The sequence below is a fragment of the Gordonia sp. LMA167 genome, from assembly GCF_058130025.1.
Map to the genome: position 1 here is coordinate 4,256,042 of NZ_CM176708.1, position 26,801 is coordinate 4,282,842.

The window sequence follows — 26,801 nt, forward strand, 5'->3', positions numbered from 1 at the left end:
ATCGATTGTGCCGATGACCGGCGGTGACCCCGCAGCGGTCACGACACCAAATGGTGATCGATTGCCGGCTCGCCGGCGGTGGGTGATACAAGCCGCGACGTTGCTCGCGGTCGTCGGTTTGAGTTTGACGTTGAGATCACCGATCAGCAGTCTGGCGGTTGTGCTGCCTGACGTTCAACAATCGCTTGAATTGTCGCCGCTGTGGATCAGTGTGCTCACCAGCATGCCCGTGTTGTGTTTCGCCGGCGTCGGCCTGTGGTTGGGTGCACGTATCATCCGAATTGGTGTGCACCGCTCGGCCATCGTGGTCCTCGGTGTGATGAGTTTCAGCCTCGCCGTGCGGGCGATGGCCAGCAATGGTGCGGTCATGGTAGGAAGCACAGTGCTGGTTCTATCGGCCATCGCCGTGGGCAACGTACTGATACCCGCAGCGGCCAAAGAGTACTTTCCCCGACGCGCCTCAACCGTCAGCTCGGTGCTTGCCGCTGCCATCATCGGCGGATCGACGCTGGGCGCCGCCCAAGCCGGGTGGATACAGCAGATCTGGGGGTGGCGACTTGCGCTGGCCAGTGTCGCGGTTATCACCGCAGCGACCCTTCTCCTGTGGGTTCCGCTGGCACGGAAGGGTCGTCAAGAGTTCGTAACACGACGTGTGGCCACCCGAACTCGCGAGCTCACTTCGCTGAGACCTGTCTGGCTGCTCACAGTGTGCTTCGGAATGGTGACCGCCCAGGCCTATGCGCAGCTGGGCTGGTACCCGACCATGTTGATCGACATCGGCCTCGACCGCGCCTCGGCGGCCGGCCAGCTTGCACTGTTGACCGGGATCGGTATCCCGACCATGGCGTTGCTACCAGTTATCACCCGGCTTATGGGCCAGCGCGCTACCATCGTGTTCCTGGCGACTTCCACCTGCGCTGGATGGCTCGGCATCCTCTGTGCGGCAACTACGGTCACATGGCTCTGGTCGATGTTCATCGGGTTCGGAGCAGGCAGTTTTGCGTGGACGTTGACAATGATCAGCCGCCACACCGAATCTCCCGAAACCACGGCGCTCCTTTCCGGTTTCGTTCAAGGCGTGGGGTTTCTCATCGCCATCGTCGGGCCGTTCGGGGTCGGGCTACTGCACGGCACTACGGGAGCATGGACTGCGGCACTGTGGCTGCTTGTGGTGATCGGGGCCGGTATCGGCGTGACGGGAGTAGGAATAGTCCACAAGTGGTCTGTGGAGGACTTGTTGTCGCGACGTTCGACTGGCATGGCTGTTTCGTCTGGGCAGCCGGACATCTGACGAGAATGAGGCTTCGCTGTCAGAACTCTCGCGGAGGTAGCTGCTCCGTCATCGGCGTCGACCTCAGCGGCCGGCGAACGCGGTCGTTGCCCACGCCACCAGAGCGTCGACCTTCGGAGAACCAACGTGCAGCGGAGCGTGAGCGACCACAACGGAGTTCTTCGGGAGCGGGTCCGTGATCGGTAGATACACGAGGGGGAGGCGTTCACCTGAGGAGTCTATAAATGGCCTGCCCATCAGGAGCGAGAATCCTTCCTGCCGTGCCACCAATTCTCGGACCGTTTCGACGTTGTTGCTCACAATCCGTACTCGTGGCCGCACGCCGACTTGTCGCAGCAGTGATTCCGCAATCTCACGCGTCGGGTCGAATCCGAGGAGTACCGCCGGTTCGCCGTCGAGCATACGTAGATCGATCGATGCGAGTCCCGCGAATCGATGGTCCGCGTGGACCACCACATGCAATCGAATCGGAAGCATTTCGTGGGTGGTCACTGCCGGGAGTGCCTGGGCAGCGTGAAGGAAGCAGACATCCAGCGCGCCATCGAGTATGCGTTCCTGAAGGACTGCCGGGCCGGATTCGGTGAGCTCGATGTCCAGTGCCGAGTGCTTCGACCCGAAACCTTCGACGAGCTCGGGGATCAGCCATGGTGACAGTGGGTCATAGCAACCAACTTTCAACGTACCGATCAGTTCACCACGCATTTGCTGCTGCGCGAAGCTCAGCGCCTCGGCATCAGCGAGAATACGGCGGGCTCGTTCAACAACCCACGCACCCGCCGGTGTCAACTTGGTGCCGCGCGCTTTCGACCGAAGAGCCACTTGCACCTGGAGACTCCGTTCGAGCTGGTCAAGTGCGATCGAAATCCCACCGGGCGACACGTGGCATGTGCGAGCCGCCGCGCTCAACGAACCCGTGTCCGCGAGTGCCACCAAGTACTCCAGTTGACGCAACGTAACCATCTTTTCAATATTCCTTAAGAGTGAGCCGACTTATTGCATGTTTTCGAAAAGAGCGATCTGCGCCATAGTCAGTTTGGCAACGAGATGGACACCATAGGACAGGGATTGAACTCATGCTCCGGACTTCACAAGCGCCCGCCCCTGGAAACGATTTGACCGACACCCCAAACGACGAGAGTCTCAACACCGCTCACATGCGGAAGATCCTCGCGTCGAGCTTCATCGGCAGCGTGGTCGAGTATTACGATTTCCTGCTCTACGCAACCGCAGCCGCGATCGTGTTTGGTCACGTCTTCTTCAGCGATCTGTCGCCGGCGGTTGCGACGTTCGCGTCCTTCGGGACTCTGGCGGTCGGGTATCTCGCGCGCCCACTCGGTGGTGCGATCTTCGGCCATTTCGGCGATCGGGTCGGGCGCAAGAAGATGCTCGTCATCTCGATGCTGACCATGGGAATTGCGACCACCTGTATCGGCCTGCTCCCCGGAAGCGCGACGATTGGAGTCGTCGCGCCGATCCTTATGGTGGTGCTACGGCTTGTCCAGGGCATCGCCGTCGGCGGTGAGTGGGGTGGGGCCATGCTGATCGCGCTTGAGCATGCACCGAAGAGTAAGCGAGGGTTCGCGGCCAGCTTCGCAAATATGGGCGCTCCGGTCGGAACTATGCTGGCTACCCTCGTGGTAAGTGCGATGACATTGTTGCCTGATGCGCAGTTCATGTCGTGGGGTTGGCGAATCCCGTTCCTACTGAGCATCGTCCTTGTCGGGATCGGGCTCGTGGTGCGGCTTTCGGTTGCTGAGTCCCCGTTGTTCCGTGAGATCGAGCAGGAGCACAAGCTACGAAAGCAACCGTTGTGGGACGTGGTCACCAACTACCCCCGAAACCTGTTGCTCGGCATCCTTGCCGGTATCAGCATCTGGTCAACCGCCGGAATGGTCACGGTGTGGGGGGTCACCCTCGTCGTCGACGCAGGTGCAGACAAGACAGGCGTGCTCAATGCCAAGGCGCTTGCCGCAGTGGGTGCATTGGTCACCGTGTACATCGGCGCCAAGCTCAGTGATCGTTTCGGCCGCAAACCAGTGATGATCGCCGGCGCCGTTGCGGGAGCCGTACTGGCACTGCCGATACTCTTGCTCCTGAATGCCGGAACGGTGGGGTCGTACGCTGCGGCCGTCGGCCTCGGGCAGCTGGTGCAAGGCCTGATCTTCGGACCGTTTGCCGCGTTCACCGCCGAGCTGTTCCCAACCCGTGTCCGTTACACCGGGGCCTCGATGGCATTCCAGACCGCTTCCACGGTCGGCGCGGGGTGTACACCTGCGATCGCCGCGGCAATCATGCTCGCAACCGGAGGCAACATCACTGTGGTGGCCGGCGTGTGGATTGCGAGTTTCGTCCTCACCATCGCCGCGGTCTTCATTGCCGGCGAAGGCCGAAACCGAGACTTGGAATCAACTGCCGGCTACCGGTGACGGTAGAAACAGGAAAGAAATCAGGTATCTCACATGACCAGCAGCCATAGCGCGCCTGACTCCGTCCCCCCAGTTGGCAGCCGCGGCTACGAATCCTTCACCGGGATCGTCAATGAACTCGCCTCCCAATCGCAGCCGGCCTGGCCGGCCGACGTCCGCACTCCGTCCGGTACCCCTAACATCATCATCGTCCTTCTCGATGACATGGGCTTCAGCGATATCGCCCCGTTCGGCAGTGAGATCGACACGCCGTCGGTCTCCGAGATCGCCGCGAGCGGCTATCGACTCACCAACTATCAGACGACACCGGTATGCTCGCCGGCACGCGCAGCCCTGCTGACCGGACTCAACCCTCATCGAGCCGGCTTCTGGTCTGTCGCACACTCCGACCCCGCTACCCTGGTGCCACACTGGAACTCGGCGAGAGCGTCCCGACGCTCGCCGAGTCTCTGCGGGCGCATGGCTACGCCACCTTCATGGTCGGAAAATGGCACCTCACCAAAGAGTCGAAACTCCATGACGCAGCCGACAAGTCGTCGTGGCCGATCCAGCGCGGCTTCGACCGCTACTACGGCTGTATGGACGGATTCACCCAACTCCACCACCCGCACCGCCTTATCAGAGACAACCACGCGGTACAGATCGACGAGTTCCCCGACGACTACTACCTGACCGATGATCTGACAGACAACGCCCTACAGATGATCGACGCACTCCGCGCCAACGACCCGTCCAAACCGTTCTTCCTTTACTTCGCACACCAGGCCGTGCACGGACCGCTGCAAGCGAAATCAAGCGACATCGACAAGTATCGGGGGACCTACGCCGCGGGTTGGGATGCCATCCGCGAGCAGCGGTTTAACCGCCAGATCGACGAAGGGCTGTTCCCACCCGACACCACCTGCGCGCCACGGAACTCCGAACCCGGAATGGATATTCCAGCATGGGACGACCTCACTGACGAACAACAAGATCTATACGCGAGGTACATGGAGGTCTACGCGGGCACGGTCGACAATGTCGACCAGAACCTCGGACGGTTGATCAGCCACCTCAAGGAGATGGGGGAGTACGACAACACGATCATCGTCTTCACATCCGATAACGGTGCGACCGGAGAAGGTGGCGAGGAAGGCACTCGCAGCTACTTCAGTCGTTTCGGCCAAAACGCCGGTGTACCAGCCGACTGGCGCGTCGACGTGCCGCGTGACCCACAGTTGATCGGTGGACCACAAACCTGCGTGCACTACCCGCGGGGTTGGGCGTACGCCTCGAACACGCCGTTCCGGCTGTACAAGGGGCACACCTATGCCGGAGGTATACGGGTGCCGATGGTGCTCTCGTGGCCCAAAGGCCTACCGCGCGATCCCAGCGATAGCGGAGTCCGTGACCAATACGCCTACGTGTCAGATCTAGGACCGACTTTGATGCAGTTGGCGGGGGTGAAGCCGTTGTCCGAGCGGCATGGTCATGCAGCCCCCGAGATCGACGGTGTGCCGTTCGATGAAACCCTGCGAGACAGCGAAACGACGACCGGCCATCCGGTTCAGTACACCGAATACATGGGCCGGCGGGCTCTGCTCGATGACAAATGGAAAGCCTTGACCGCTAAGGGTTACGGTCCGGGTTGGTCAGAGGACAGATGGGAGCTGTACAACGTACAGGATGATCCGACCGAGACCATGGACCTTGCCGACCGCCATCGCGAGATTGTTTCAGAACTCTCCGAACGGTGGCGCGAAGCAGCCTGGCGCAACACCGTTTTCCCACTCAACGATGACGGATCCATGTCGAGGCAACGGCCACATACCGAACTGCGGCTTGAGGAGCCGGTCACGCTCTACCCCAATACACCAACCCTGGAACGATTCCGCTCAGCCAAGCTCATCAAGCTCCGTTCGTTCGACATCATCGTGGAGTTCGAAGCCGACACCACATCGCGCGGCACGCTCGTCGCACACGGTGACCAAGGCGGCGGATACAGCCTTGCCGTCGAGTACGGTCAGGTTACCTTCTCCTACAACGAATACGGTCGGATGACCTATCGTCAGATCCCACTTGACGGCGGCGGCGTCCACACGTTGTCGGCCTCATTTCAAGCCCAGCCCGACCTGACGTGGCAGGTGATACTCAGACTCGGCACCCGCACAGCGAAGGTGGACAGGGTGTTTCAGCTGTGTGGAATGGCACCATTCGCTGGGATCAGCGTCGGAGTAGACCGAGGAGGACCCGTCGACTGGAACACATACACACGGTTTCGCAGCTTCCCGTACACTTCCCGAATCCATTACGTGCGCTATGTTCCGGGCCCCAAAGCCGACTACAACCCCGAGCAGATCGTAGAAATCGAGCGTGCCTCGATTTCGATGTACGAGTGATGCCTATCGCAGGGCAGTCTCATGGCCGTACCGCCGGGATGAAGATAAAGCCGGTGGTCTGTCGAACGCTATGCCGGTGATGAGCATGCCCACAAAAGAGAAGGCCCTGGTTCCGAGCTCATCGATCGTCAGAACTCGGCCGACCAGTGGGGCGGGACACCTGCCTGCAGCGCTCCGATCCACGTCGTCACATCTCCGCGGAACGCCCGGACTCTCGATCAGCCGACAACCGAACCACACGCGCCGAACGCTACAGCCCGGATCTCAAAGGGCCCCAAGCCCAGTCGTTCGACGCACGCCTCACGTAGCTGCCGACGTTGGCCGTCGTCTAGTGCCCGAAGTCAGTTCATCGAGCACAACGCGATCGAGGTGAGGGCCACGGTGAGTCACCACGAGGTAGTCGAGGTCCGCCAGGATATAGGGTGGTACGACCAGCGATTCGGAGGACTGGCTCACAGACAGGAGACATGACGTGGCCGACATGCAGTTGCCGACCGAATGGCCGTCGAAGGCTCGAGTCATCGCACAGGCCACCGAGCTCGGCATCGGTGCGGCGCGCGCACATGACCTCGACGGTTTCGCAGAAGCAGTCAAGTCGCTCGAACTCCACCCGGAAGCACGAGACATACACGCTCACATGATCCGGGAGCTCGTCGAGACCCAGTATCAGGACGGTGTGAGCGGTGATGACCTTTCCGAGGTACTGACCCGCACGGCCCGCGATGCCGGTGCCTGGAATGCGCCCGTCGATCCGTCGGCCGTGGTGGTGGTACTCACTGGCAGTCTCGCTGTGGGCCAACGTTCTGACGATGACGGCCCGGCAACCGACATCCCGCCGGCACGGCTCAACAGCGCCGCGCTCCTTGTGATCGCCGATCTGGCGGCCGGTGCAGCACTCGATCATCGTCCGTATCTGATGCGCGCCATCGAAGAGATCCGCCGCGCCCAGACGGTGGAGATGCCCTGAGTGGTCGCCCGCGGTCTTGGCAACCACGTCCTGTCAGCAAATCTGCAGGATGCGCCACGTCAATAACTCCGCGACTCAACGGCTCGATCCGAGAGTCTCGGCGACTGATCCTCGGAATCCCGTTGTCTAACAGGCAAAAGGCTCGTCGATCAGGTCACGCAGATCGCGGCCGCCGATGACGCCGCGGATGACCCGGCGCAGTAGCGGCGAGCTCGCAGGCATTCGGTCACGAATCCCTCGGGCGAGTGGCTGAAGCCAATTCCTTCGCACTTGTAGGAAATTCCTACGCTACTGAAGGAATCGAGCTACTGTCAGACAGTGACCACCACGCGTGGGCCTGACACCGGGAAAGGGCAGCGGCCCCGGGCCGCGGGCCTCTTGGCGATGAGCCTCGTGACGATCAACTTCATCATGATTCATTTGACGACGGCGCCGGCCCCGTCGCAGGCCGCGCCATCGGCCGCTGATACCGACCTCGCGGCACAGTGGACCGCGACCGCGGACCGGCCCCAACAATATCCCGGGGTTCACGTCGACTGGGATGTGCCGATCCGGATGAGTGATGGAACCGTCCTGAAGGCCAACGTGTATCGACCGATGGACACGTCCGGACGCGTGGTCACCCGGCAACTGCCGACGATCATCACTATGACGCCGTACACCAAGCTGCTCTATATGGTGATGGAATCGGCCACGTCGATCCCTGGTCTGTACGATCCGATCACCCAGGTGGTCAATCGGTTCGACCTGTTCAATCTTGGTGGCACCCCTCTCTCTGGGATCGGCGAGCAGATTCGCGTACTCACCGGCGGCGTGGCCCGCACCGTCGCAGTGGATCGTCAATTGGTCAGATCCGGTTATGTGCAGGTCGTGATCGACGTCCGCGGGACGGGATTCTCACAAGGAGTGTGGAACGGCGCGGGTGAGCGAGAGCAACGCGATGTCGCCGAGGTCAGCCAGTGGGCGGCACATCAGCCGTGGTCCACGGCGACGGTAGGAGCAACGGGCCTCTCCTATGGCGCAATCAATGCGCTTCAAGGTGCCGAGCAACCGAACTCGGCGATCAAGGCGGTATTCGCAGCGGCGCCCGGTAGCGACATACTCCAGGATGTCATCGCGCCCGGCGGCGGAATTGCTGTCGGCTTCATTCCGATGTGGGTGGGCGCGGTCAACACCCTCAAGTGGTTGCCCGATCTTCAGTCGATGGTGACCGGACGATTCGATTGGAGATGGCTCGCCGATCGCGTGTCGAGCCCGATCACCTTCTTCGATACCTTGCTGCGCGCATTCTTCACCGCAAGCGTCAAGAACATCCCACCCGACGTCGAACACATCATCGACCCCAACCGTCCGTTTCGACAGGGGATTCTCGGACATCCGGAGCGGATAAGCGTACCCACGTTCCTGGTCGGGGGGTGGCATGACCTGTTCACCAATTCCGAACCCGACATCATAGCGGCCATGGGGTTGCCACCGACACAGAAGAAACTCCTGATGGGCGACTGGTACCACTCGACCATAGGCTCGGGCCTCGGTTCCCCTGGCGCCCCGCCGCGTCTGGATGTCCTTCAGCGCGCTTGGTTCGACAAGTGGCTCAAGGGCATTGACAACGGAATCGACCGATACACCCCGGTCACGCTTTACCAGCAGGGCGGCGCTTGGACGAGTTCGTCGAGCTATCCGCGGTCGGGAATGACCTACACGCGACACTATCTGAGCGGCCTACCGAGCAAGACCACCGGCATTGTCGCTTACGACGGATCGCTCTCGCGGACGAGACCCGGCCATCGTGCGCGTGTGGTCGTGTCACCGGGATTGTCCACCCTGTGTTCCCGCGATGCGGCTCAGGGCACCGCTGGCGCGGCCGGTTTCGTGGACGGGTGCGCCAAGGATGCCCGCATCTCCGAAGTGGCCGCGGCAACGTTCACGTCGAACCCCGTGACCGCACCGACGCTGATCTCGGGACCGGCGAGCCTGCACCTGAATACCCGTCTGGAGACCACCGACGGCTACTTCACCGCCACTCTGAATGATGTCGCACCCAACGGGCACTCCACCGTCGTGACATCGGGTCAGCTGACCGCATCCTTGCGTGCGATAGATGATGCACGATCGACGCGATCGGCAAGTGGTGACTTCACCAAACCGGTGCCGTATACGACACTCGCGGATCGGCAACCGGTTGTACCCGGTCGTCCGACGATCCTCGACATTGCCTTCAATCCAACCGATCTCGTCCTATATCCGGGTCATCGTCTACGAGTGGACGTGTTCGCCTCCAATTTTCCGAAGGGAATGATGATCCCCGCACTTCTCCTCGAGTCGCAACTGCGCCCGCAGACCATCGTGATCGATCCCCGTTCACCGAGCTTCGTCAATCTCCCCACCAACCGTCCGATCGCCTAAAGCCCCAAATCACCGCAGGAAGGATTGGTGAACTGCTCTCCATGACAAGTCGAACCACCGCGCCCCGACAACGCGCTGCACACCTTGGCCCAGAACGTCGGCGTCCACTCGTCCTCGACGCTGCGCTCGAGATCGCCTTGGAACAAGGCCTTCCTGCAGTCAGCATCGCGGAGGTGGCAGCAAAGATGGGTGCCACACGACCCGTGGTGTACGCCTGCTTCCCTGGCCGCGAGGAGTTGCTCGACGCCTTACTGGACCGCGAGAAGGGTGTGCTGGTGGACGAAACCCTTGCGGCCCTGCATGGTGCACGCGGCGACAATCCCGTGGATGCGTTCATCAACGGCTACCGGGCGCTGCTGACCGCTGTCGACAAGCGTCCGGCGGCTTGGCGTCTCATCTTCGATGCCCACCCGGAGTCCGCGGCCGGGAGGCGAGTGGCGGCCGGACGCAAGACCGTATTTGACGCCGCGACGGCGTGGATCGCACCCGCAATGACGCGTTGGTGGCACACCGAGCACATCGATCGCAAGCTGCCGGCGTTGATCGAGCTGTTCATGGCGTCCTGCGATGCCGCCGTCCGGGTTGTTCTGGACGAATCGAATGACCTCGACGTCGAGCAAACCGCTGACCTGTTCGGCACCATGATGGCCCACGGATTCGAAAAGGCTTGAGCCCATGACACACAGACGCATCGGCGCAGTAGCACGGTGGACGCCCTCATCACCTTTACGCGCGGGACGTCGACGCATCGGGACGGTGTCGTTGTTTCTGTTGGCGAGCCTCCTGGTGGTGGCCAACGGGGGAGCGAATGCGTTGGCCGCGCCGTCCGACCGCCTCATTGACATCACGATTCCGGGACAGCCAGGCCAGATAGCGGACGCATGGCTGGGATCAGTGCTGAATGCGGAACACGCAGCCCCTTACCCGGGACCTCCACGAGCCAAGGTCTTGTTGCCCAGCGGATACACGCCCGCAAAGAAGTATCCGCTTCTGATCCTGCTCGCCGGTGCCAGCAGTAACTATCGAACATGGTCGGACCCCGAGCTTGGTCGAATCGAGACCACCGCGGCCGGCTTTCCCGGCATCATCGTGATGCCAGAGGGAGCGACCGGGTTCTACACCGATTGGTGGAATGATGGCCGAAGGGGTCAACCCTCCTGGGAGAGCTACTACCTCGACGTGGTCATTGCGGAGATCCTGAAACGCTTTCCCATCCGCGAGGAGCGGCGGTGGCATGCGCTCGCAGGGGTTTCGATGGGCGGCCTCGGGGCCGCCTACCTCGGCGGACGTCTCCCGGGCTTCTTCGGTTCGATCGCGACCATCTCCGGGGTCACCGACCTCGAACTCTTCCCGGGTATGTCGAATGCTGCCGGCCTCGTCTCTCAGGTCAATGCGCGCAAGCCGTTCGACCTGACCCAGGTCTACGGCCCTTTCGGTGGGTTCTATGCGCATGGGCACAATCCCGTCCGGCTCGCGGCCAATTTGACGAACACACGCGTATTCGTCGCAAGCGGTGACGGTACCCCGACCAGCGACGGCGAGCCCAACGACAACAACATCCTGAGCGACTACCCGGGTGAGGTCGGATTGATCCGGCCCGGATTCGAGTCGTACACCAAGGAGTTGCGCGCGGCCGGCGTACCAGTGACGGCCCAATTACACTCAGGTATCCACGATTTCGCCAATTTCCGGCGGGAACTGCGCAATGCCATCGCGTGGGACCTCTTTGCACCCGTTCCAGAGAATCCGAGCGTCTGGGTGAACGACACCGTCGCCACGCGGGGAGAACTGTGGGGTCACACGTACCGATTCGACAAACACCCGAACCGCATCGTTCGTTTCGCGCGACACGAGAATCGATTGAGTATCTCGGCGGCCGGATCGCCGGTCACCATTACCGGTCCACGCGACTGTCGCATACACATACCGACACCGGCGTCGATTGACATCGCACGACTTGCGTGTCGCTGACGTCCGGTTCGAATGATCAGATCCGTCACGCCAGGGTCTCGAGCACAAAGGGTGTCGGATGAGTTCGCCCATATTCGAGCAATTCTTCCAGTCACAGTCTCCAACGTTGTACCTGTCGCCCTTCGGGATCGCGGGGAATGGACGCCGCAGAGCTCAGTAGACGCAGTCCCAACTGGCTGATGCGTGCGGGATGGCATACCTCTGTGACACCCGACGACAGCATGGGTGATCCACTACGCGAGCGGTATGGGGATCGTGTTGTCGACCGTCTCGACGACCTCATCGAATACTGCCGCGAAGCCCGGCATTTGGTCGACGACGGGAAACCGTTCTGCTCACACAGTGGCGTCAGCAGCGCGCCGCCGAAGCCGTCGTCGGACGGATCGGAGAGGCCACCAGCCATTTACCCGTGGAGTTCAAAAACGCCTACGCGGGACCGCCTTGGGATCTGATCATCGGAGTACGAATCGTCGTCGACCATCGGTACCGGATCCTGGACTACAACCAGGTCTGGACAGCGTTAGAAGCAGCCGACGCTCTGTGTCGATACATCGAAGACGACGTTCTAGGCGGCTCTCGCCAGATCTAGGACCAGTTCTCAGGCAGCGTCCAGCATGGCGATCGATCCGTCGACGCAGCGAAGACTCTTGTGCTGCAGCGCGGTTCCGATTCTCGCCAGCAGCGCGACACAGGGCCAGAGCGCTTCGTGTACATCGACGCCTCGGACTGCGGTGACGTCGAAACATGTCACCTCGGTGAGGGTGGACGTCCGCCATCCGTCGCCGCGCAGCCATTGCAGATCACGACTGCGCGTGAGTGGGGCCAGCATCAGTCGGCGCGGCTTGTCCGCCGTGTCCGCACGCGTGCCACCGTGCTCCGGTGTCTTCGTCCACCACAGCATGCCGTCGACGTCGACCTCGGGCATCGTCGGCCCGCCGGGAAGGCTCTCGCGAGCCCGGACCGGAGACTTGCTGAAGATGAACAGTCCGGACCCGCCTATGGCCATCAGGCCCCGCGCGTCTCCTGCCGAGACCTCGATCGAAGTGAGCGCGTCGTTGACTGCTTCGGGCACCCAAACCGGCGTCAGCTCACGCAGCACCTCAACCGCTGTGGTCGCGTGCAGCAGGTTCCCGCTCAGCATGCGGTAGAGCGAGTCGTTGTCCAGTTGCTGTGCTACGACCTCATCGAAATCGGCATCACCGGGACCGTGCCCGGCGTCGGCAAGTGCGTTCAACTCAGCGTCGTAGGCGGTGTCGCGCGCGCCGACCATACCCAGGTATGCCGACCATTCGAGAGACAAATCGCGGTATGCCTGTGCCAACTCTCGGTGTATCCGGGGCAGATTGCCGGACAACCACGGACGTGAGCGATCAACCTCGCGCGTGCCCTGCGTGCGACCTCGTCGGCCCGGTCTTGGTGTGCGGTGTTGCCTCGACATGTGCCAACAGTAGGTGCATTGATCATCGGGACCCTGGCTCTCTCCACAGGCCTGCCGTCTATCCACAGCACTGTGAACGAGCAGGGGAGAGGCCAACGGCGAGGCGCCGACCCGTCGGCGCGCCGATGTGTGCGGGGTTTGAGTCCGCCGGTGTGCGGGTACGAGTCTTCTCATGAGCGACAAGAAGACCGACCCACACACCGAAGACGTTGGCACCGGGCCGGAAGGCGCAGAATCTGACGTGCAGTCCGATCCAGCCGCAGGCGAAGCGTCCGGTGACTGGACCGGCGAAGGCGGCGCCACCGAGGATGGCCCCGCCACCGACAACGACTGACCGCAGGCATTGCAACACTCCGCGCAGCCGCGCCGAGCAAACCGCACCGGCCGCGGGCTAGGCACTTCTCGTTCTCAGCTATGCGGTGCGCACAGTCTTCGTGGCATTACCGCGGTCCTGGGCGGTTATGAACTGCGCTGCGCGGTCGAGCCGGCCGACGTGTGTTGCCGTTCGAGTCAGGCGTTCTGCCGCGTCAGCGTCGGGTAGTCGATGTACCCCTCGGGGCCAGGGGCGTAGAACGTGGCCTGGTCGGGCTCGGCGAGTTCCGCGCCCTGCTTGAGTCGCTCAACGAGATCGGGATTCGAGATGTACCAGCGACCCACGACAACCGCGTCGGCAACGCCGTCTGTTACGAGCTTCTCGAGCTGAGCAAAGTCGGATTCGACCGCGAAACCGGTGTTGATCAGGAACGGGGCCGTGATCTCCGGACGCAGCGTTGCGAGCACCGGGTCCTGCGGCTCGATGAGTAGGTGGACGAAGGCGAGAGGAATGCCGGAAATCGCCCGCAGCAGTGCTCGATGTACCGAGACGGTGTCGGCCTCGTGCATACCGTTGGCCTTGTGCCCCGGGGAGAGGCGGATGCCGGTGCGGTCGGCACCGATTTCGTCGACGACGGCGTTGACGATGTCAACGACGATGCGTGCCCGGTTCTCCGGCGCGCCGCCGTACCGGTCGGTGCGCTGGTTGGTGTCGTCACCCAAGAACTGGTGCAGCAGATAGCCGTTGGCGGCGTGGATCTCGACTCCGTCGAGGCCGGCGTCGACGGCACGTCGGGCTGAGCTGCGGAAGGCGTCGACGATGTGGGAGATCTCGTCGGTCTCGAGGGCGCGCGGCGTTACCAGCGGAACGCTTCCGTTGGGTCCGTGGGCCTTGCCAACGGCGGCGATTGCCGACGGGGCGACGGGATCGCCGCCGGGCAGGTCGGGGTGGGCCACGCGGCCGACGTGCCAGAGCTGCACGAAGATCTGGCCGTTCTCGCCGTGGACGGCATCTGCGATTTCTGCCCACTTGGCCTGTTGGACGTCGTTGTGGATGCCGGGGGTGTTCATGTAGGCGCCGCCGGCCGAGGCGCTCGACTGGGTGGCTTCGGCGATGATGAGCCCTGCGCCCGCACGCTGACCGTAGTACTTCACCTGCAGGTCGGTGGGCGTCCCGTCTGATTCGGCGCGCAGACGAGTGAGCGGAGCCATGAAGATGCGGTGTGGTGCACGGACGACGCCGGACGAGAACGGCTGGAGCAGGGGCGAATCAAGATTCAGGTTGTAGCTCATGAGTGAGTCAACACACCCGCGCCGTACCGCAATCCCTATTGAGGCACAGGTCACGCCGGCCGGTTCGCGCGCCTGGTACCGACGCTCGACGCGCTGATGTCACGGCTTCTCCGGCCTTGATCACATCGTGGCGCGCCTCCAACGCCTCCTCGAACGGTCAGAAGGTCACACGCCGGATGTGATCGGGGTGGATGACCACGCGGACGAAATCCTCGGCGAGAAGTTCCTCGAGGTCAGCGGCGCGGACGGGATCTTCGAGATTCCAATAGCGGTCGGCCAAGCGCGCAGCGAGTTCGTGTGCACCGTCGGACTCGATCGTCACAGACCCCGCAACAGAGACCCATCGTTCACGCTCGTCGGCGGGTGCCGCCACCACAAGCGAGGCGCGCGGATCACGCTGGAGACGGCGGACCTTGACCGAGTCGGGTGGTGTGAAGATCTCGACGGTGCCCGTGGCGGTGGCGTCGAACCAGACCGGACGCGGTTGGGGAGGGGTGGGCCCGGAGGCAGCGGAGAAGAAGCCAAGAAGTGGACGCGCGAGGAATTCAAGATCGTCGTCGGTCAGCGAGTCCGCGGCGTTATTGCTTTCGGTCGTGTCACTCATTGTGGTGTCAACAGTTCGGAGGATGAAGGGATTCCGTCGGGGCCGTGAGCTGCGCTAAGTCCGCGGGCGCGCCGCTGCGCGATTGCGGCAGAGGTCGATGGTGTTGGCCACCACTCCCCGTGGGGTGCACTCGACGATCGACACGTTCGGCTCCGCGGACCGCGCCGGAGTTCACCCGGCTGGTGATGATTCGTTCGGCAACTGCACTGACCGCATCGGCAGCGCGAGTCAACGGGTACTCATCAGAGGACACGATCGCAGCCGTGAGCCTGACAGGCGGGTCGAGCAGCATGGGTTGAGCCATCGTCGGTGTGCTGTCGTCGAGGTCGTCCTTTGGGATCAGGGTGACTAGTTGCCCGGATCGCGCCGCGGAGATTGTGTCGGAATAGATGGTGAGTAGTATTCGACTGCTGGACAGCAATATTGAACTCTGAAGTGGTTTCGCAAGGAACGGTCAACAATCCTTGATCTCGAGCAATGATTCCAATCTACAGTTTCACCCACTTCACTATGGTAAACATGATCCATCGGGGGTTCTTCCGCTCTGGATTGCACGAGTACATCTCCACCGACTGTGCGCTTCGGTCGCTCAAAGATGTTGCAGTGCAATCTGCTTGGAGACGTGCTGGGCTGCCGTGCAAGTGCGTAATCGTCCATCATCGAGAAAGGCACCCCATGCTCATCCAAATCGTCGAGGCGATCAAAACCCTTCACGTCGGCGCCTACGACTTACTGCTCGCGGTCCTCTCCACCGGTAGCGCCGGTAGCAGTTAGACCTTCATGTACTGGCCGGCACGATCAGCCGGTCACCGAGCCACACGCGCCGAACGCTACAGCCCGGATCTCGAAGGGGCCCAAGCCCAGTCGTTCGACACACGCCTCACGCAGGCGCCGGCGTTGGCCGTCGTCGAGCGCCGCAATTGATTCACCTATAGGTCCGACGGCATGCTGGTATGGCTCCCACCATTCATCGAAGTCCTGGTAGCCGACGGCGACCGGGAACTCGGTCACCTCGACATCACACAAGCCACCGTCGGCCAAAATCCGCTCCAGATCTCCTGTCGCACCACCGGGTAGGCGAGTTTCGTCGCGTAGCGGAAGGTCCTGCTCAGCAAAGGCCGACCACAGTGGCGCCATAGGGGCGCGGCGTCCGGCAAGGTCCCACACCGTCACGGCCACCAAGCCACCCGGGCGGGTCACCCGAGCCATTTCCACCACACCCGCCACCGGATCAGGCATGAAATGGACCACGAGACTGGCGCCGGCCAGGTCGAACGTGTCGTCTGGGAAGGGCAGTGCGCTCGCGGTCGCCTGCCGCACATCGACACCGGGTATGGCATCCCGGCACGCCGCGACAAACGACGGCGACGGATCCACCGCGCAGACTGCCTCAACACCGAGCCGACGGGCCAGCACTTCGGTCCACTGACCGGGACCGCAACCGACATCGAGCGCCCGCTGCCCGGGCGCCAGCGGTAACCACGCGGTCAACGCATCGGCCAGTGGCCGCGAATAACGGCCCATGAACTGGTCATACGCCTCCGCAGCGACGTCGAAGCTCATGCAGAACACGCTACGCCCGCGCGCCCGAATAGGACAGAACGAACGAACGAACGGCCAACACTTCATTCTGGTCACGGAAACCCCGAGGACTTCATCGGACCCGTCGATCCTATGGCTCAGACGTTGAGGGCTACGGACGTGCCGGAGCCTTGGCGTGTGGCTGCGTCGACAATGGTGCGAGCGGTGACAAGGTCTTGCAAGCCGATGCCCACTGAATTGAACAGGGTGATGTCGTCGTCGGTGCGCCGACCGCGATCAGAATGGACGATGACGTCTCCGAGTTCCACGTTGACGTTGTCGGCGCTGAGGTGCCCTTCGGCGATGGCCAACAGCGCGTCTCCCGATTTGCTCAGCGTGGTGGGGATGCTGTCGACAACGAGACGCGCGATAGCAATTCCGTGGCCGTCGATTTCGCGATGGTCGGGACGCGGCGGCGCCCCGACGGCGTTGAGGTGCAGGCCGGGTCGAAACCAGCCGCCTTTGACGATGGGGTCGCGTGAGGGTGTCAGGGTGCAGACGATGTCTGCTGCAGAGAGAATCCGTCGGGGAGACTCTGCATATTCGATCTGAACGTCGAGGTCATCTAGGCGTTCTCGGAACTTGTCGACCGTGGTGGTCGACCGTGACCACACGAGCACCTTCTCGATGTTGCGAATGCGACAGATTGCGCGGGTGTGTTCCACGGCAAGTGTTCCGGCGCCGATCAGCCCAAGACTCGAACTATGTTGGGGTGCAAGGTGCGCGGTGGCAACGGCGCTGGCGGCAGCGGTGCGGATGGCTGTGATGAGCCGTCCGTCGAGTACCGCCTCGCATTCGCCGGTCTCCGCTGACATGAGCAGGATGGTTGATCGTTGGGTGGGCAGACCGCGGGCGCCATTGTGTGGCATGTCGGAGAGCATTTTGACGACGCTCGCGCCTGAATGATCGGAAGCGGCAACCATCGGTAGGGCGGTGCCCTGGTGGGGTAGGGGAAGTTGTGCTGGGGCCGGGTTGGTGGCGGCGCCGGTGGTCAGGTCGGCGTGGGCTTGTTCCACGGCGGCGTATATCGCGCCGCGGTCGATGAGTGCGCTGATATCGGAGTGGGTGAGGAGCAGGGTCATGGTTCGTGCCTTCGATGGTTGTTTTAGGAGCGGCCGGCGTAGGGGACGGTGAGGCAGGACGGGGCGCGGCGGCCGCCGACGACCCCGCTGATGGCGACGATGGCGATGAGGTAGGGCAGCATGACGAGCACGGCGTAAGGGATGTCGACGCCGACGGCAGGCAACGCGAACTGCAAGGAGCGGGCGATGCCGAAGAACACGCACGACCAGACGATTCCGATCACTTTCCAGCGACCGGCGATGACGGCGACCACGGCTAGTGGTGTGTATCTGAATTAGTTGGCTACTCGTTCGAGTGTCGTGCGTGCGCGGGCGATTTTGGCCAGGATGGATTCGGCGGTGGCGGTCCACACGTAGGGTTTCGGATCATCGTTGTGGGCGTTGAGGAATGCCTCGATGCTGGCGATCAACTCGGGCACGCTGCCAAAAATGCCGCGGCGAATGTTCTTGTCGGTCAACTCCCGAAACCAGCGCTCGACCTGGTTGAGCCAGGACGACGATGTCGGGGTGAAGTGGAAGTGAAACCGTTTGTGCCGATCCATCCATCGCTTCACCTCGGGATGTTTGTGGGTGGCGTAGTTATCCAGAATCAGATGGACCTCCAACCCCGCCGGCACCTGCTTGTCGATCGTGTTGAGGAACTTGATGAACTCGTTGTGGCGATGACGCGGCAGGCACTGACCGATCACCGAACCGGTCAGCACATCCAACGCCGCGAACAAGGTCGTCGTGCCGTTGCGTTTGTAGTCGTGGGTCATCGTGCCGGCCCGCCCCTCCACCAGCGGCAACGACGGTTGCGTGCGATCGAGCGCCTGAATCTGGCTTTTCTCATCCATACACAACACGATCGCGTTCTCCGGCGGGTTCACATACAGTCCCACCACATCGATCAGCTTCTCCTCGAACCGCGGATCATTCGACACCTTGAACGAGTCGACCCGATGCGGTTTGAGGTCAAGATCAGACCAAATCCGTTGCACCGTTGAAGGACTCACACCCACCTTCTTCGCCATCGTGCGGCACGACCAATGCGTGTGCCCCGGCGGCGTGGTCGTCTTGGTCAACCTCACGATCTCGGCGATCTTCTCCTCACTGATCGACGAACGTCGACCGCGGCCCTTTCGGATCAACCCCAACCCCGCCAAACCGTCCTCGGCATACCGGTTGCGCCACGCCCGCACCGTGGCCGGGCGCACCCCGACCTCCTCAGCAATCCGAATGTTGGCCACCCCGTCGGCGGCCATCAACAACACCCGAGCCTGCAACACCTGCTGATGCGGCACCCGCTGGCTACGGGTCAACTTCTCCAACGTCTCTCGCTCACCGGCCGACAAAGCCAACGGTGCTGCAGGCGCGCTCATACCGAAATCATACCCAACGACCAGACGATTATTTACGATACACACCACTAGATAACCCAGCCCCGCCGTCATGTTTTCGCTGAAGGATTGCACCTCGGACAGGGCGAGTTGCGCTCCGGCCAGGCCGCCGGTTGCCGAGGCGAGTAGGACGCACATGGCTCGGATCTTGTTTACGGACAACCCTGTCCAGCCGGCGGAGGTGGCGTCTTCGCCGACGGCATCGACGCGGACCCCGGCCATCGTCTGTCCGGAGAACACCACCGCCAGGACGATCACGATGATCACGCAGAGATAGCCCAGCAGTGATTGTCCGAACAGGGCGCGGCCGACGATGGGGATGTCGGTCAGGAAGGGGATGTTGATTCCGGAGAATCCGGGGACGCCTTGTCCTTTGCCGTCGTCGAGGAGGATGCGGGCGCCGTAGGTGGTCAGTCCCAAGGCCAGTGCGTTGCTGGCGATGCCGATGACGATCTGATCGGCGCGGAATCGTACGGTGAGCAGGGCCTGGACAGCACCGAAGACGAGCGCTGCTGAGACGCCGGCGATGACGCCAAGCTCTGGCGATTCGGTGGTCGCTGAGCCCAGGACGCTGGCGAAGGCGCCGGTGAGCATCATCCCTTCCATGCTGAGGTTGAGTACGCCGGCACGTTCGCTGATGGATTCGCCGGTGGCGGCGACGATGAGCAGGATCGCGAAGGCTACTCCGCTGGTGAAGATCTGGGTGAGCATGTCGATGTTCATAGCGTTGCCTCTTCAGGGGCGGTGGTGCTGGTGGTGGTGGCGGGGTTGGGCTCGGTAGGGGGTGCTGGTTTCGATCGGGACGTGGTGGTCCACATCGCGGCGCCGGCGATCAGGATGATCAGGACGCTTTGGACCACGGTGACGGTGGAGGACGGGACGCCCGCGGCGAGCTGGAGATTGATTCCGCCGGCGACGAGGAACCCGAGGAACACCGAGACCGCTGCGACCGCGGTCATCGAGCCGCGGGCGAGCAGGCCGACGACCAGGCCGGTGAATCCGAACCCGGAGGAGAAGCCTTCGGCGAGGATGAACGGCGCGGATGCGACGAGGATGCCGCCGGCAAGTCCGGAGAATCCGCCGGCAGTGGCAAGGCTGAGAAACCGGACTCGATCGACCGGGACTCCGAGCCGTGCCGAGGCGGTGGGTGAGAGCCCGACCGACCGCAATCGAAGTCCGATAGCACTGTGTCGCAGTAGTACTCCTACGATAATGATTGCGATTATCGCCAGGACGATAGCGATGGTGGCGGGCGATTTGGTTAGGCCCAGGAGTGGGAGGTGGCCGGCCGGGCTCAATGACTCCGACTGCGGGAGTGTTTCTGAGGAGGTCATCGGTTGCCGGAGCAATGAGGGTTCTTGCACCATCAGTACGACGAGGGCAAGGCCGACGAAGTTGAGAAGCAGGGTGGTGATGATTTCGCTGGTTCCGCGGCGCACATACAGCCAGGCCGCGATCGCTGCCCAGCTGGCACCGGCCACGATGGCGGCCACGAGAGCCAGTGTGACTCCCAGCCAGATCGGCATGGCGTCAGGAAGATTGACCCCGACTGCGGTCGCGGCGATGCCGCCGAGGCACATCTGTCCTTCGCCGCCGACGTTGACGAGGCCAGCGCGGTAGGCGACGGTGAATCCGGCGGCGACGAACATGATGATGGCCGCGTTGTTCAGGGAGGTGCCGATCGCGAAGGGGGAGCCAAGAGTCCCCTCGATGAGTGCGTCGATCACCTCGGCGGGTCCGGCTCCAGCGCCGGCCGCCAGGGCCAGGCCGACGCCCCCGGCGAGAACCAATGCCACCGCGGCGATTGCCAGGGGGCTGCGGAGCCATTGGCATTGTGGTGTGATGCGGCGCAGGTAGTCCGACACGGTGGTCGAGCTCGGCTCCGTCTTGTTTCCGGTTGCTGTGTTCACGCGCTCATTCCCATCATGAGTTCACCGATCTGGGCTGTTGCCGTTGATGAATCGGCTTCGACCGATCCACGGATGGTGCCCCGGTACGCAACGGCTATGCGCGAACACAGGGCGACGAGCTCGTCGATTTCACTGGAGATGACCAGAACAGCGGCTCCGCTGGCAGCCGCCTCGCGTAGCCGGTCCAGGACGAAAGCGACCGCGCCGACGTCGAGACCCCGTGTCGGTTGTGCCGCCACGACAACACGAAGTCCCGGTGTCGACAGTTCACGTGCCAGCACCACTTTCTGCTGGTTGCCGCCCGACAGGGACCCGATGGGGGTGTCCGGCCCGTTGGCCCGGATCGAGTAGTCGGAGATTGCGTCCGTCGCCGTAGCTTTGATGCGGCGACGATCGAGCAGTCCCCACCTGCGGTAACTACTGAGCCGGCTCAACACCATGTTCTCGGCGATGGACAGTTCCGAGATGATTCCCTCGGCGTGGCGGTCCTCAGGGATCACACCCACGCCGGCAGCAGTGCGCTGGGCGGGGGAGTGGTCGGTGATGTCCGCGCCATCGACATATACCCGTCCGCTGTCGGCCGCGGTCGATCCCGACAAGATGGCCGCCAACTCTGATTGACCGTTGCCTTCGACTCCGGCGATGCCAACGATTTCGCCGGGGCGAACAGTCAGGTCGACCTCGGACAACGCGACGCTGCCGTCGGGTCTTGTGAGGTTGATGCCTTTGATGTCCAGGCATGCGGTGTCATCGGCCGGCCGTGGTGTGGGCTTGTCGGTGGAGCCGATCGGGCTGGCGCCGCCGAGCATCAATTCCAGTAGGGAGTTCAGCGGTGTGCTCGCCAGCCGTCCACCGCCGGCGACGGTACCGCCCCGGAGTACCGTCGCCGAGTCTGCTGCACGGCTGACTTCTCCGAGCTTGTGCGTGATGAGGACGACGGACTTGCCATCCGCCGCCAGTGCGCTACAGGTCTCGATGAGGGCGTCGATCTCTGCAGGGTCCAAGACGGCTGTCGGTTCGTCGAGCAGAATCAGCTCGGGTTCTCGAAGCAGCGCTTTGACGATCTCGACTCGTTGGCGGGCGCCGATGGGCAGGTCGCTGATGCGCGCCTGTTGATCAACGGTCAGCCCGTAGGTGTCGGCGATACGGTCCAGACCACGGGCGACTTCGCTGCGTGGTGGACGAAAGCCGGGGCGGCCCAGGAGCAGGTTGTCTCCGACTGTCATGGTGGGGATGAGGGAGAAGTGTTGGTGCACCATCGCCACTCCGGAGCTCAATGCCGCCGAGGGTGTCCGGGGACTGTAGGGTTCGCCACTGATGGTCATACTGCCCTGGTCGGCGGGGACGGTCCCGTAGACCACGTTGCAGAGGGTCGACTTGCCCGCGCCGTTTTCCCCGAGGATGCAGTGCACCGATCCGCGGTCGACGGTCATGCCGACCTGGTTGAGTGCGCGGACGTTACCGTAGGACTTGCCGATGCCGTCGAGTGTGAGCAACGGTGGTGTGTCTGTTGTTCCGTGTGCTGTGGTCATTGTCATGGCCGATTTCAGTACGGCTTGACGGTGCCGGAGGTCAGCGCCGTTTTTGCATCGGTCAGGGCCTTGGTCACGGCCGGGTCGTCGGAGCATGCGATGAAGTCGCTGGCGCCTTTGTCGGTGGTCAGGCCGAAGGGCACCTGTGCCGCTGTCCAGGTGTCGCCGAGTGTTGCGGTGACGGCGTATTCGATCTCGGTCCCGATGTCGGTACGTACGAAGCCGGCATAGACGGTGTTGGCGCAGTCGCCGGGAATGGGTCCGCTGATCATCCGGTTGCCGGACTCGCGGGCGGCCTGCTCGATGCCCTGTTTGCCCAGGTTGACGATCTGTCCCAGGATGTTCGCACCACCGGCGTAGGCCGTTCCGGCGGCTTGTTTTGCTTTCGCGGGATCGTTGAAGTCTCCGACATACTGTGGGTTCAACACTTTGACGTCGGGGCGAGCGAACTTGGCGCCGTTGGAGAACGCGTCTGCGGCGTTGACGATGGCCGGCAGTTCGACACCACCGACGAAACCGACGGTCCCGTTCGACGACGACGCGGCGGCCACTGCGCCGGAAAGGAATTCGGCTTCGGCCTGCTGCGGGTCGTAGTACGCGAGGTTATCCATCGGCTCGGCGTCTGAGGGCCCACCGATCTCGACGAACTTCACATCGGGGAACTGCGGTGCGACCTTGCGGACATCGGCATCAGTTTGCCCGCCGACCGAGATCACCAGTTCGTTCTCCGAGGCGAAGCGCTGCAAGGCCTGCTGGTAGTCGGCAGGTGCGACCTGCTCGACGTAGCTGAGATCCACCTGGTCGCCCATCGACTTCTCGATGCGCTGGTAGCCGAGATACCCCGATTCCATGAAGCCGGTGTCGGTGATCGAACCCGGGAAGAAGACACCCACAGAGAGAGTTCCGTCGTTGGCGTCCGCAGCGGAGCTACCGCAGCCGGACATGCCTACGGCGATGGCTCCGGCCGCAAGCAACGCCAGCGGTGCGCGAAGGGCGGTGGGACGAATGTTCATGGTTTTCTCCTGTCATCGGCCGCCGATTTAGCGGTATACCGTTAGAGAGAAGAGTGCGGGAATTGTATTTCCATCGGATTACGGTCCCGTTAGATGTTGGTATACCACTATCTCGGTCAGGGTTAGACTTACTGCAATCGACCCCATCGAGGAGAGGATTGGGCATTCATGTCATCGGAACAGGAGCAGAGCAGCTCCGCAACAGATCGAAAGTCACTGCGTCAGCACGCATATGACGGGATCCGGCAGCGAATCGTTGACTTGCAGTTGCCACCAGGGTCTCGTTTGATCGAACGTGACCTCGCCACCGAACTCGACGTGTCGCGAATTCCGTTGCGAGAAGCGCTGCAGTTGCTGCAGCAGGACGGTCTGATCGTGCTGGTCCCGCGTCAAGGTGCGATCGTCGCCCCGTTCACCGAAAGCGACGTTCGCGATCTGTTCGATGTCCGCGAGAGTCTGGAAGTCTTGGCAGCCCGACTCGCCGCCGAGCGTGCCGATGGTGCTGGTCTGACCAGGCTGGCCGACCAACTCGACGCGGCCAGAGCCGCGACCGAACGTCAAGACCGGCCCGCCATTGCCGCCGCGAACGCCAGATTCCATTCGATGATCGTCGATCTGGCCGCCAACCCTCTACTAGAATCCCTGTTACGCCCCCTCGAAGCGCGGACGCAGTGGCTGTTTCATCTGACCAAGGACCGCGATCCGGGCCGGCAATGCCAGGAGCACGAAGAGATTCTCACCGCGATCACCGACCACGATCCCGATCGTGCGGCCGAATCGGCGTTCCATCACGTACATTCCGGTCGCGAGGCCAGCCTGGCGATGGCCGCCCAATGGTCGGTCGAGTTCATTGATCCCGTCGAGGCAACAAAGGGGCGCCGGCGCTCACGAGTGAGTTGACCCCGGCAACAGTCGGGGCTCGATTGGAGCAAGACTCAGACAGGAAGCATCTACGTCGCCTGAGCCGAGGTGTTGAACTTTTGTGCGTACAACGCCTTCATTTCGTCGGTCAAGGCGTCGGCGGGTCCATCCACGGGCAGCGCCGGCGCGACGGTAGTAATCGACAGTCCTGCCACCGGCGAGGGCGGAGCGTCCCACTCGGTGAGCCACGCGGAGAACTGAGACGAGGACACCGCATAGACAATGCGCCCAAGCCCCACCCAGGCATGCGCCGCAGAGCACATCGGACAGTGCTCACCGGATGTATAGACAGTAGCCCTGGCGCGTTCGGCCGGGTTCAAGTTGTCGACTGCCCACAACGCGATCGTCAACTCGGGATGACGGGTGTTGTTGCCATCCTTGACCCGATTGCGATCTTCGAACAGCTGTCGTCCGGCGCCATCTACGAGTACCGAGCCGAACGGCTCATCACCCGCGGCTAGCGCTTCACGCGCCAACTCGACGCAACGACGCAAGTACTCCAAGTCACCGTCAGAAATGGCCACACCACAGACTACGACACAGGAAGCGAACGAGTTCGGCGACAGTCGCCCGCACTTACCTCGCATCTGCTGATGACTTACGAGTGCAACTTCACTGACCATGGCTCATCTCTCACAATCGCTTTCGCGACCATCAGAGCAGCTGCGTTACCCCAACTGGTGCATTCATCGAAAAGGTCCTCATCGAGGATTGGTGGTGATGGGGGAATGACGACGAAGTCGCTGGTCCACAGGCCAGTCGTCCATCCACAGCGGCAGTGTTCGCGAGCGAATCCAAGCCACTGTCTGGTAGTGAATGAGAAATTGCGCCACTGAGCCGATCGGCGCCGCCAGGCCGTAACGACGTGCGAAAGTCAGGCCGGCTCCAGTGCCCGCTTGGCCTTCTCCAATGCGGCCAGCGTCCGCAACACGGACTCGCGTTTCGCGGTCAGCTCAGACACCTTGGCCTTGCCGCTGAGACCGGAGTCGAGTTTCGCGACAGCGAGGCGCTCCTCTAGCTCGGTGAGCTGCGTAAGCAAGCCTTCGGCTCGGCTCGCGAGTTCGGCCTGGCCGGGCCGGGAAACGTCAGGGCGTCGAGCGGCGTCCGACTTGGCGGGGCGTGCTGCCCCAACCGCACCCCGCGCATCTGCCCTGGTGGCGGTAGCAGCGGGCCGGGCTACGGCGGCACTGCGCCCCGTCTGAGATGTGCGACGCGTCGGAGTGTGGGTACGAGTATTGGTCAGCTCCGCACTCGCCTCACGAGCTGCGACCCGATGCTCGCGCTCCTCCTCATCGTCGGACTCCAGAGACCCGCCCAATGGGCGAAGACCATAGAACGCGATGAACGCGCGGGCCTCCGCGATGGTCTGCTCCGCGGCGCGGCAGCGCCTGCACCGGGGTTCATTACGGAGGTCAATAACCTCCTCGTCGGACGAGCACCACACACATCTCCGCAGCGTGGCGTCGGTCACGGAAGCACGGGCAGCGAGGTTAGGCACGGGTGAAGAGCTTACGACACAAAGCTTTTCACACCGAAAGCGGGGGTCGATCGCACACCGGCGATCTGATGGCAAACCCGCGGCGGGTTCCAACAGTTGGTGGGCATCGGCAAACACGTACGCGAACTGCGTGTGGGCCAGTAAGCGCTCACGGAACCGCTTGATCTCGGTGTCGAGCGCACCGCAGATCCGTGACGCCTCAGACTTGGAGATCTCGGTATCCACCCCAAGCGCTTTGACCAGATCATCCACCGAGCGGGGTGGACACCACAGTGCGGAGGCGTCCATGATCACCGCATGCAGGGCCCTGTCGATGCGGCGTCGACGCTCGAGCAGCACTGGGAAGAACGATCCCGAGCGCAGCGTGCGGATCTTGATCTGCACGTCGCCGGCCGGCGTCGACGCCGTCGTGGAGCGGTGCCCGCCCGAGGTGAGTGGCGCGTTCGGTGGAACGCTCGTAGCGGCCGGCGCCGGTCTTCTCGGTGGCCTCAGCCTTGATCAGCGCCTGCAAACCAGCCCGCACCTACTCGGCGAACATCGAGCCGGACTCGGCCGAGGTGAGTGCATCCAGCTGGGCAAGCAAGGCAGAATGGTCGTGGGTCATCGCGTGGTGTGTCCTTGCTGTGAGTCACTGTGGTCGGTAACTCATTGACCACTACGCGATGGCCCACCCCAGCCCCTCACGACACGCCGTAGCAGGTGGTGCTGCCCGGGCTGACGTCAGCCCGAAACCCCACCACTCCACCAGTCGCGGTCTGGAGTTTCACTCGAGAATCGCCAGGACAAACTCAACCGGGCA

23 protein-coding genes and 3 pseudogenes are annotated in these 26,801 nt (G+C 62.7%); 11 read left to right on the plus strand and 15 right to left on the minus strand.

Annotated features, from left to right (window positions below; all coding sequences use genetic code 11):
- Nucleotides 1-13 precede the first annotated feature (13 nt).
- Nucleotides 14-1,291 (plus strand): MFS transporter, encoded by a 1,278-nt coding sequence (locus ACVT6V_RS19330; RefSeq protein WP_489895584.1) that lies wholly within the window; start codon nucleotides 14-16, stop codon nucleotides 1,289-1,291.
- 63 nt (nucleotides 1,292-1,354) lie between these two features.
- On the opposite strand, the gene ACVT6V_RS19335 is transcribed toward ACVT6V_RS19330, so the two are convergent.
- Entirely contained in the window at nucleotides 1,355-2,251 is an 897-nt protein-coding gene (locus ACVT6V_RS19335) for a LysR family transcriptional regulator (protein ID WP_489895586.1), read from the minus strand.
- A 152-nt stretch (nucleotides 2,252-2,403) separates the two neighbouring features.
- On the opposite strand from ACVT6V_RS19335, the gene ACVT6V_RS19340 reads away from it, so the two are divergent.
- The 8 genes and pseudogenes from ACVT6V_RS19340 to ACVT6V_RS19375 all read left to right on the plus strand — a co-directional run bounded on the left by ACVT6V_RS19340 (nucleotide 2,404) and on the right by ACVT6V_RS19375 (nucleotide 12,028).
- Nucleotides 2,404-3,717 (plus strand): MFS transporter, encoded by a 1,314-nt coding sequence (locus ACVT6V_RS19340; protein ID WP_489895588.1) that lies wholly within the window; start codon nucleotides 2,404-2,406, stop codon nucleotides 3,715-3,717.
- Between the two features lie 204 nt (nucleotides 3,718-3,921).
- Nucleotides 3,922-3,966 (plus strand): annotated as a pseudogene (locus ACVT6V_RS19345) (hypothetical protein); the annotation flags it as partial.
- Nucleotides 3,967-4,028: 62 nt separating this feature from the next.
- Nucleotides 4,029-6,095, plus strand: coding sequence for a sulfatase-like hydrolase/transferase (locus ACVT6V_RS19350; RefSeq protein WP_489895589.1), 2,067 nt, complete (start codon nucleotides 4,029-4,031; stop codon nucleotides 6,093-6,095).
- Between the two features lie 481 nt (nucleotides 6,096-6,576).
- Entirely contained in the window at nucleotides 6,577-7,062 is a 486-nt protein-coding gene (locus tag ACVT6V_RS19355) for a hypothetical protein (protein ID WP_489900894.1), read from the plus strand.
- 318 nt (nucleotides 7,063-7,380) lie between these two features.
- A complete protein-coding gene (locus ACVT6V_RS19360) occupies nucleotides 7,381-9,468 on the plus strand; it encodes a CocE/NonD family hydrolase (RefSeq protein ID WP_489895591.1) in 2,088 nt (695 codons plus the stop codon).
- Between the two features lie 41 nt (nucleotides 9,469-9,509).
- On the plus strand, nucleotides 9,510-10,139 hold the full coding sequence (locus ACVT6V_RS19365) for a TetR/AcrR family transcriptional regulator (protein WP_489895593.1): 630 nt from the start codon (nucleotides 9,510-9,512) through the stop codon (nucleotides 10,137-10,139).
- A gap of 4 nt (nucleotides 10,140-10,143) precedes the next feature.
- On the plus strand, nucleotides 10,144-11,439 hold the full coding sequence (locus ACVT6V_RS19370) for an alpha/beta hydrolase (protein WP_489895595.1): 1,296 nt from the start codon (nucleotides 10,144-10,146) through the stop codon (nucleotides 11,437-11,439).
- Between the two features lie 331 nt (nucleotides 11,440-11,770).
- Nucleotides 11,771-12,028: a HepT-like ribonuclease domain-containing protein gene (locus tag ACVT6V_RS19375; protein WP_489900896.1), complete on the plus strand. Its 258-nt coding sequence runs from the start codon at nucleotides 11,771-11,773 to the stop codon at nucleotides 12,026-12,028.
- 9 nt (nucleotides 12,029-12,037) lie between these two features.
- Here ACVT6V_RS19375 and ACVT6V_RS19380 read toward each other — a convergent pair whose 3' ends face one another.
- The gene (locus tag ACVT6V_RS19380; RefSeq protein WP_489895597.1) at nucleotides 12,038-12,760 is read right to left on the minus strand and encodes a hypothetical protein; all 723 of its coding nucleotides are present in this window, start codon (nucleotides 12,758-12,760) and stop codon (nucleotides 12,038-12,040) included.
- A gap of 289 nt (nucleotides 12,761-13,049) precedes the next feature.
- Here ACVT6V_RS19380 and ACVT6V_RS19385 point away from each other — a divergent pair, with 289 nt between their 5' ends.
- Nucleotides 13,050-13,211: a hypothetical protein gene (locus ACVT6V_RS19385; RefSeq protein ID WP_489895599.1), complete on the plus strand. Its 162-nt coding sequence runs from the start codon at nucleotides 13,050-13,052 to the stop codon at nucleotides 13,209-13,211.
- A 176-nt stretch (nucleotides 13,212-13,387) separates the two neighbouring features.
- On the opposite strand, the gene ACVT6V_RS19390 is transcribed toward ACVT6V_RS19385, so the two are convergent.
- From ACVT6V_RS19390 to ACVT6V_RS19435, 10 genes and pseudogenes are all read right to left on the minus strand, one after another.
- A complete protein-coding gene (locus ACVT6V_RS19390; RefSeq protein ID WP_489895601.1) occupies nucleotides 13,388-14,482 on the minus strand; it encodes an alkene reductase in 1,095 nt (364 codons plus the stop codon).
- A gap of 157 nt (nucleotides 14,483-14,639) precedes the next feature.
- A complete protein-coding gene (locus ACVT6V_RS19395) occupies nucleotides 14,640-15,086 on the minus strand; it encodes a pyridoxamine 5'-phosphate oxidase family protein (RefSeq protein ID WP_489895603.1) in 447 nt (148 codons plus the stop codon).
- A 798-nt stretch (nucleotides 15,087-15,884) separates the two neighbouring features.
- A complete protein-coding gene (locus ACVT6V_RS19400) occupies nucleotides 15,885-16,649 on the minus strand; it encodes a class I SAM-dependent methyltransferase (protein ID WP_489895605.1) in 765 nt (254 codons plus the stop codon).
- A 116-nt stretch (nucleotides 16,650-16,765) separates the two neighbouring features.
- Entirely contained in the window at nucleotides 16,766-17,749 is a 984-nt protein-coding gene (locus ACVT6V_RS19405; RefSeq protein ID WP_489895607.1) for an ornithine cyclodeaminase family protein, read from the minus strand.
- 23 nt (nucleotides 17,750-17,772) lie between these two features.
- The gene (locus ACVT6V_RS19410; RefSeq protein ID WP_489895609.1) at nucleotides 17,773-18,003 is read right to left on the minus strand and encodes a hypothetical protein; all 231 of its coding nucleotides are present in this window, start codon (nucleotides 18,001-18,003) and stop codon (nucleotides 17,773-17,775) included.
- A gap of 21 nt (nucleotides 18,004-18,024) precedes the next feature.
- Nucleotides 18,025-19,110: an IS630 family transposase gene (locus tag ACVT6V_RS19415; protein ID WP_489895452.1), complete on the minus strand. Its 1,086-nt coding sequence runs from the start codon at nucleotides 19,108-19,110 to the stop codon at nucleotides 18,025-18,027.
- 45 nt (nucleotides 19,111-19,155) lie between these two features.
- Nucleotides 19,156-19,851, minus strand: a pseudogene (locus ACVT6V_RS19420) (ABC transporter permease); the annotation flags it as partial.
- On the minus strand, nucleotides 19,848-20,972 hold the full coding sequence (locus ACVT6V_RS19425; protein ID WP_489900897.1) for an ABC transporter permease: 1,125 nt from the start codon (nucleotides 20,970-20,972) through the stop codon (nucleotides 19,848-19,850). The pseudogene ACVT6V_RS19420 and the gene ACVT6V_RS19425, both read right to left, overlap by 4 nt.
- Before the next feature lie 62 nt (nucleotides 20,973-21,034).
- Complete coding sequence (locus ACVT6V_RS19430; protein ID WP_489895611.1) at nucleotides 21,035-22,576, minus strand: ABC transporter ATP-binding protein; 1,542 nt, start codon at nucleotides 22,574-22,576, stop codon at nucleotides 21,035-21,037.
- Nucleotides 22,577-22,584: 8 nt separating this feature from the next.
- On the minus strand, nucleotides 22,585-23,583 hold the full coding sequence (locus ACVT6V_RS19435) for a BMP family ABC transporter substrate-binding protein (RefSeq protein ID WP_489895613.1): 999 nt from the start codon (nucleotides 23,581-23,583) through the stop codon (nucleotides 22,585-22,587).
- 168 nt (nucleotides 23,584-23,751) lie between these two features.
- Between ACVT6V_RS19435 and ACVT6V_RS19440 the strand changes: the two genes are divergently transcribed.
- Complete coding sequence (locus tag ACVT6V_RS19440; RefSeq protein WP_489895615.1) at nucleotides 23,752-24,483, plus strand: GntR family transcriptional regulator; 732 nt, start codon at nucleotides 23,752-23,754, stop codon at nucleotides 24,481-24,483.
- Nucleotides 24,484-24,533: 50 nt separating this feature from the next.
- Here the strand turns inward: ACVT6V_RS19440 and ACVT6V_RS19445 are convergent, their stop codons facing one another.
- The 3 genes and pseudogenes from ACVT6V_RS19445 to ACVT6V_RS19455 all read right to left on the minus strand — a co-directional run.
- Entirely contained in the window at nucleotides 24,534-25,028 is a 495-nt protein-coding gene (locus ACVT6V_RS19445; RefSeq protein WP_489895617.1) for a nucleoside deaminase, read from the minus strand.
- Nucleotides 25,029-25,378: 350 nt separating this feature from the next.
- Nucleotides 25,379-25,975: a hypothetical protein gene (locus ACVT6V_RS19450; protein WP_489900898.1), complete on the minus strand. Its 597-nt coding sequence runs from the start codon at nucleotides 25,973-25,975 to the stop codon at nucleotides 25,379-25,381.
- Nucleotides 25,976-26,104: 129 nt separating this feature from the next.
- Nucleotides 26,105-26,606 (minus strand): annotated as a pseudogene (locus ACVT6V_RS19455) (transposase); the annotation flags it as partial.
- Between the last annotated feature and the right edge of the window lie 195 nt (nucleotides 26,607-26,801).

Excerpts from the sequence above, each read along its gene's own strand:
- ACVT6V_RS19330 (WP_489895584.1), top strand. The coding sequence starts at position 14 with ATGACCGGCGGTGACCCCGCAGCGGTCACGACACCAAATGGTGATCGA.
- ACVT6V_RS19335 (WP_489895586.1), bottom strand. The coding sequence starts at position 2,251 with ATGGTTACGTTGCGTCAACTGGAGTACTTGGTGGCACTCGCGGACACG.
- ACVT6V_RS19350 (WP_489895589.1), top strand. The coding sequence starts at position 4,029 with ATGCTCGCCGGCACGCGCAGCCCTGCTGACCGGACTCAACCCTCATCG.
- ACVT6V_RS19355 (WP_489900894.1), top strand. The coding sequence starts at position 6,577 with ATGCAGTTGCCGACCGAATGGCCGTCGAAGGCTCGAGTCATCGCACAG.
- ACVT6V_RS19365 (WP_489895593.1), top strand. The coding sequence starts at position 9,510 with ATGACAAGTCGAACCACCGCGCCCCGACAACGCGCTGCACACCTTGGC.
- ACVT6V_RS19370 (WP_489895595.1), top strand. The coding sequence starts at position 10,144 with ATGACACACAGACGCATCGGCGCAGTAGCACGGTGGACGCCCTCATCA.
- ACVT6V_RS19385 (WP_489895599.1), top strand. The coding sequence starts at position 13,050 with ATGAGCGACAAGAAGACCGACCCACACACCGAAGACGTTGGCACCGGG.
- ACVT6V_RS19390 (WP_489895601.1), bottom strand. The coding sequence starts at position 14,482 with ATGAGCTACAACCTGAATCTTGATTCGCCCCTGCTCCAGCCGTTCTCG.
- ACVT6V_RS19395 (WP_489895603.1), bottom strand. The coding sequence starts at position 15,086 with ATGAGTGACACGACCGAAAGCAATAACGCCGCGGACTCGCTGACCGAC.
- ACVT6V_RS19400 (WP_489895605.1), bottom strand. The coding sequence starts at position 16,649 with ATGAGCTTCGACGTCGCTGCGGAGGCGTATGACCAGTTCATGGGCCGT.
- ACVT6V_RS19405 (WP_489895607.1), bottom strand. The coding sequence starts at position 17,749 with ATGACCCTGCTCCTCACCCACTCCGATATCAGCGCACTCATCGACCGC.
- ACVT6V_RS19415 (WP_489895452.1), bottom strand. The coding sequence starts at position 19,110 with ATGAGCGCGCCTGCAGCACCGTTGGCTTTGTCGGCCGGTGAGCGAGAG.
- ACVT6V_RS19430 (WP_489895611.1), bottom strand. The coding sequence starts at position 22,576 with ATGACAATGACCACAGCACACGGAACAACAGACACACCACCGTTGCTC.
- ACVT6V_RS19435 (WP_489895613.1), bottom strand. The coding sequence starts at position 23,583 with ATGAACATTCGTCCCACCGCCCTTCGCGCACCGCTGGCGTTGCTTGCG.
- ACVT6V_RS19440 (WP_489895615.1), top strand. The coding sequence starts at position 23,752 with ATGTCATCGGAACAGGAGCAGAGCAGCTCCGCAACAGATCGAAAGTCA.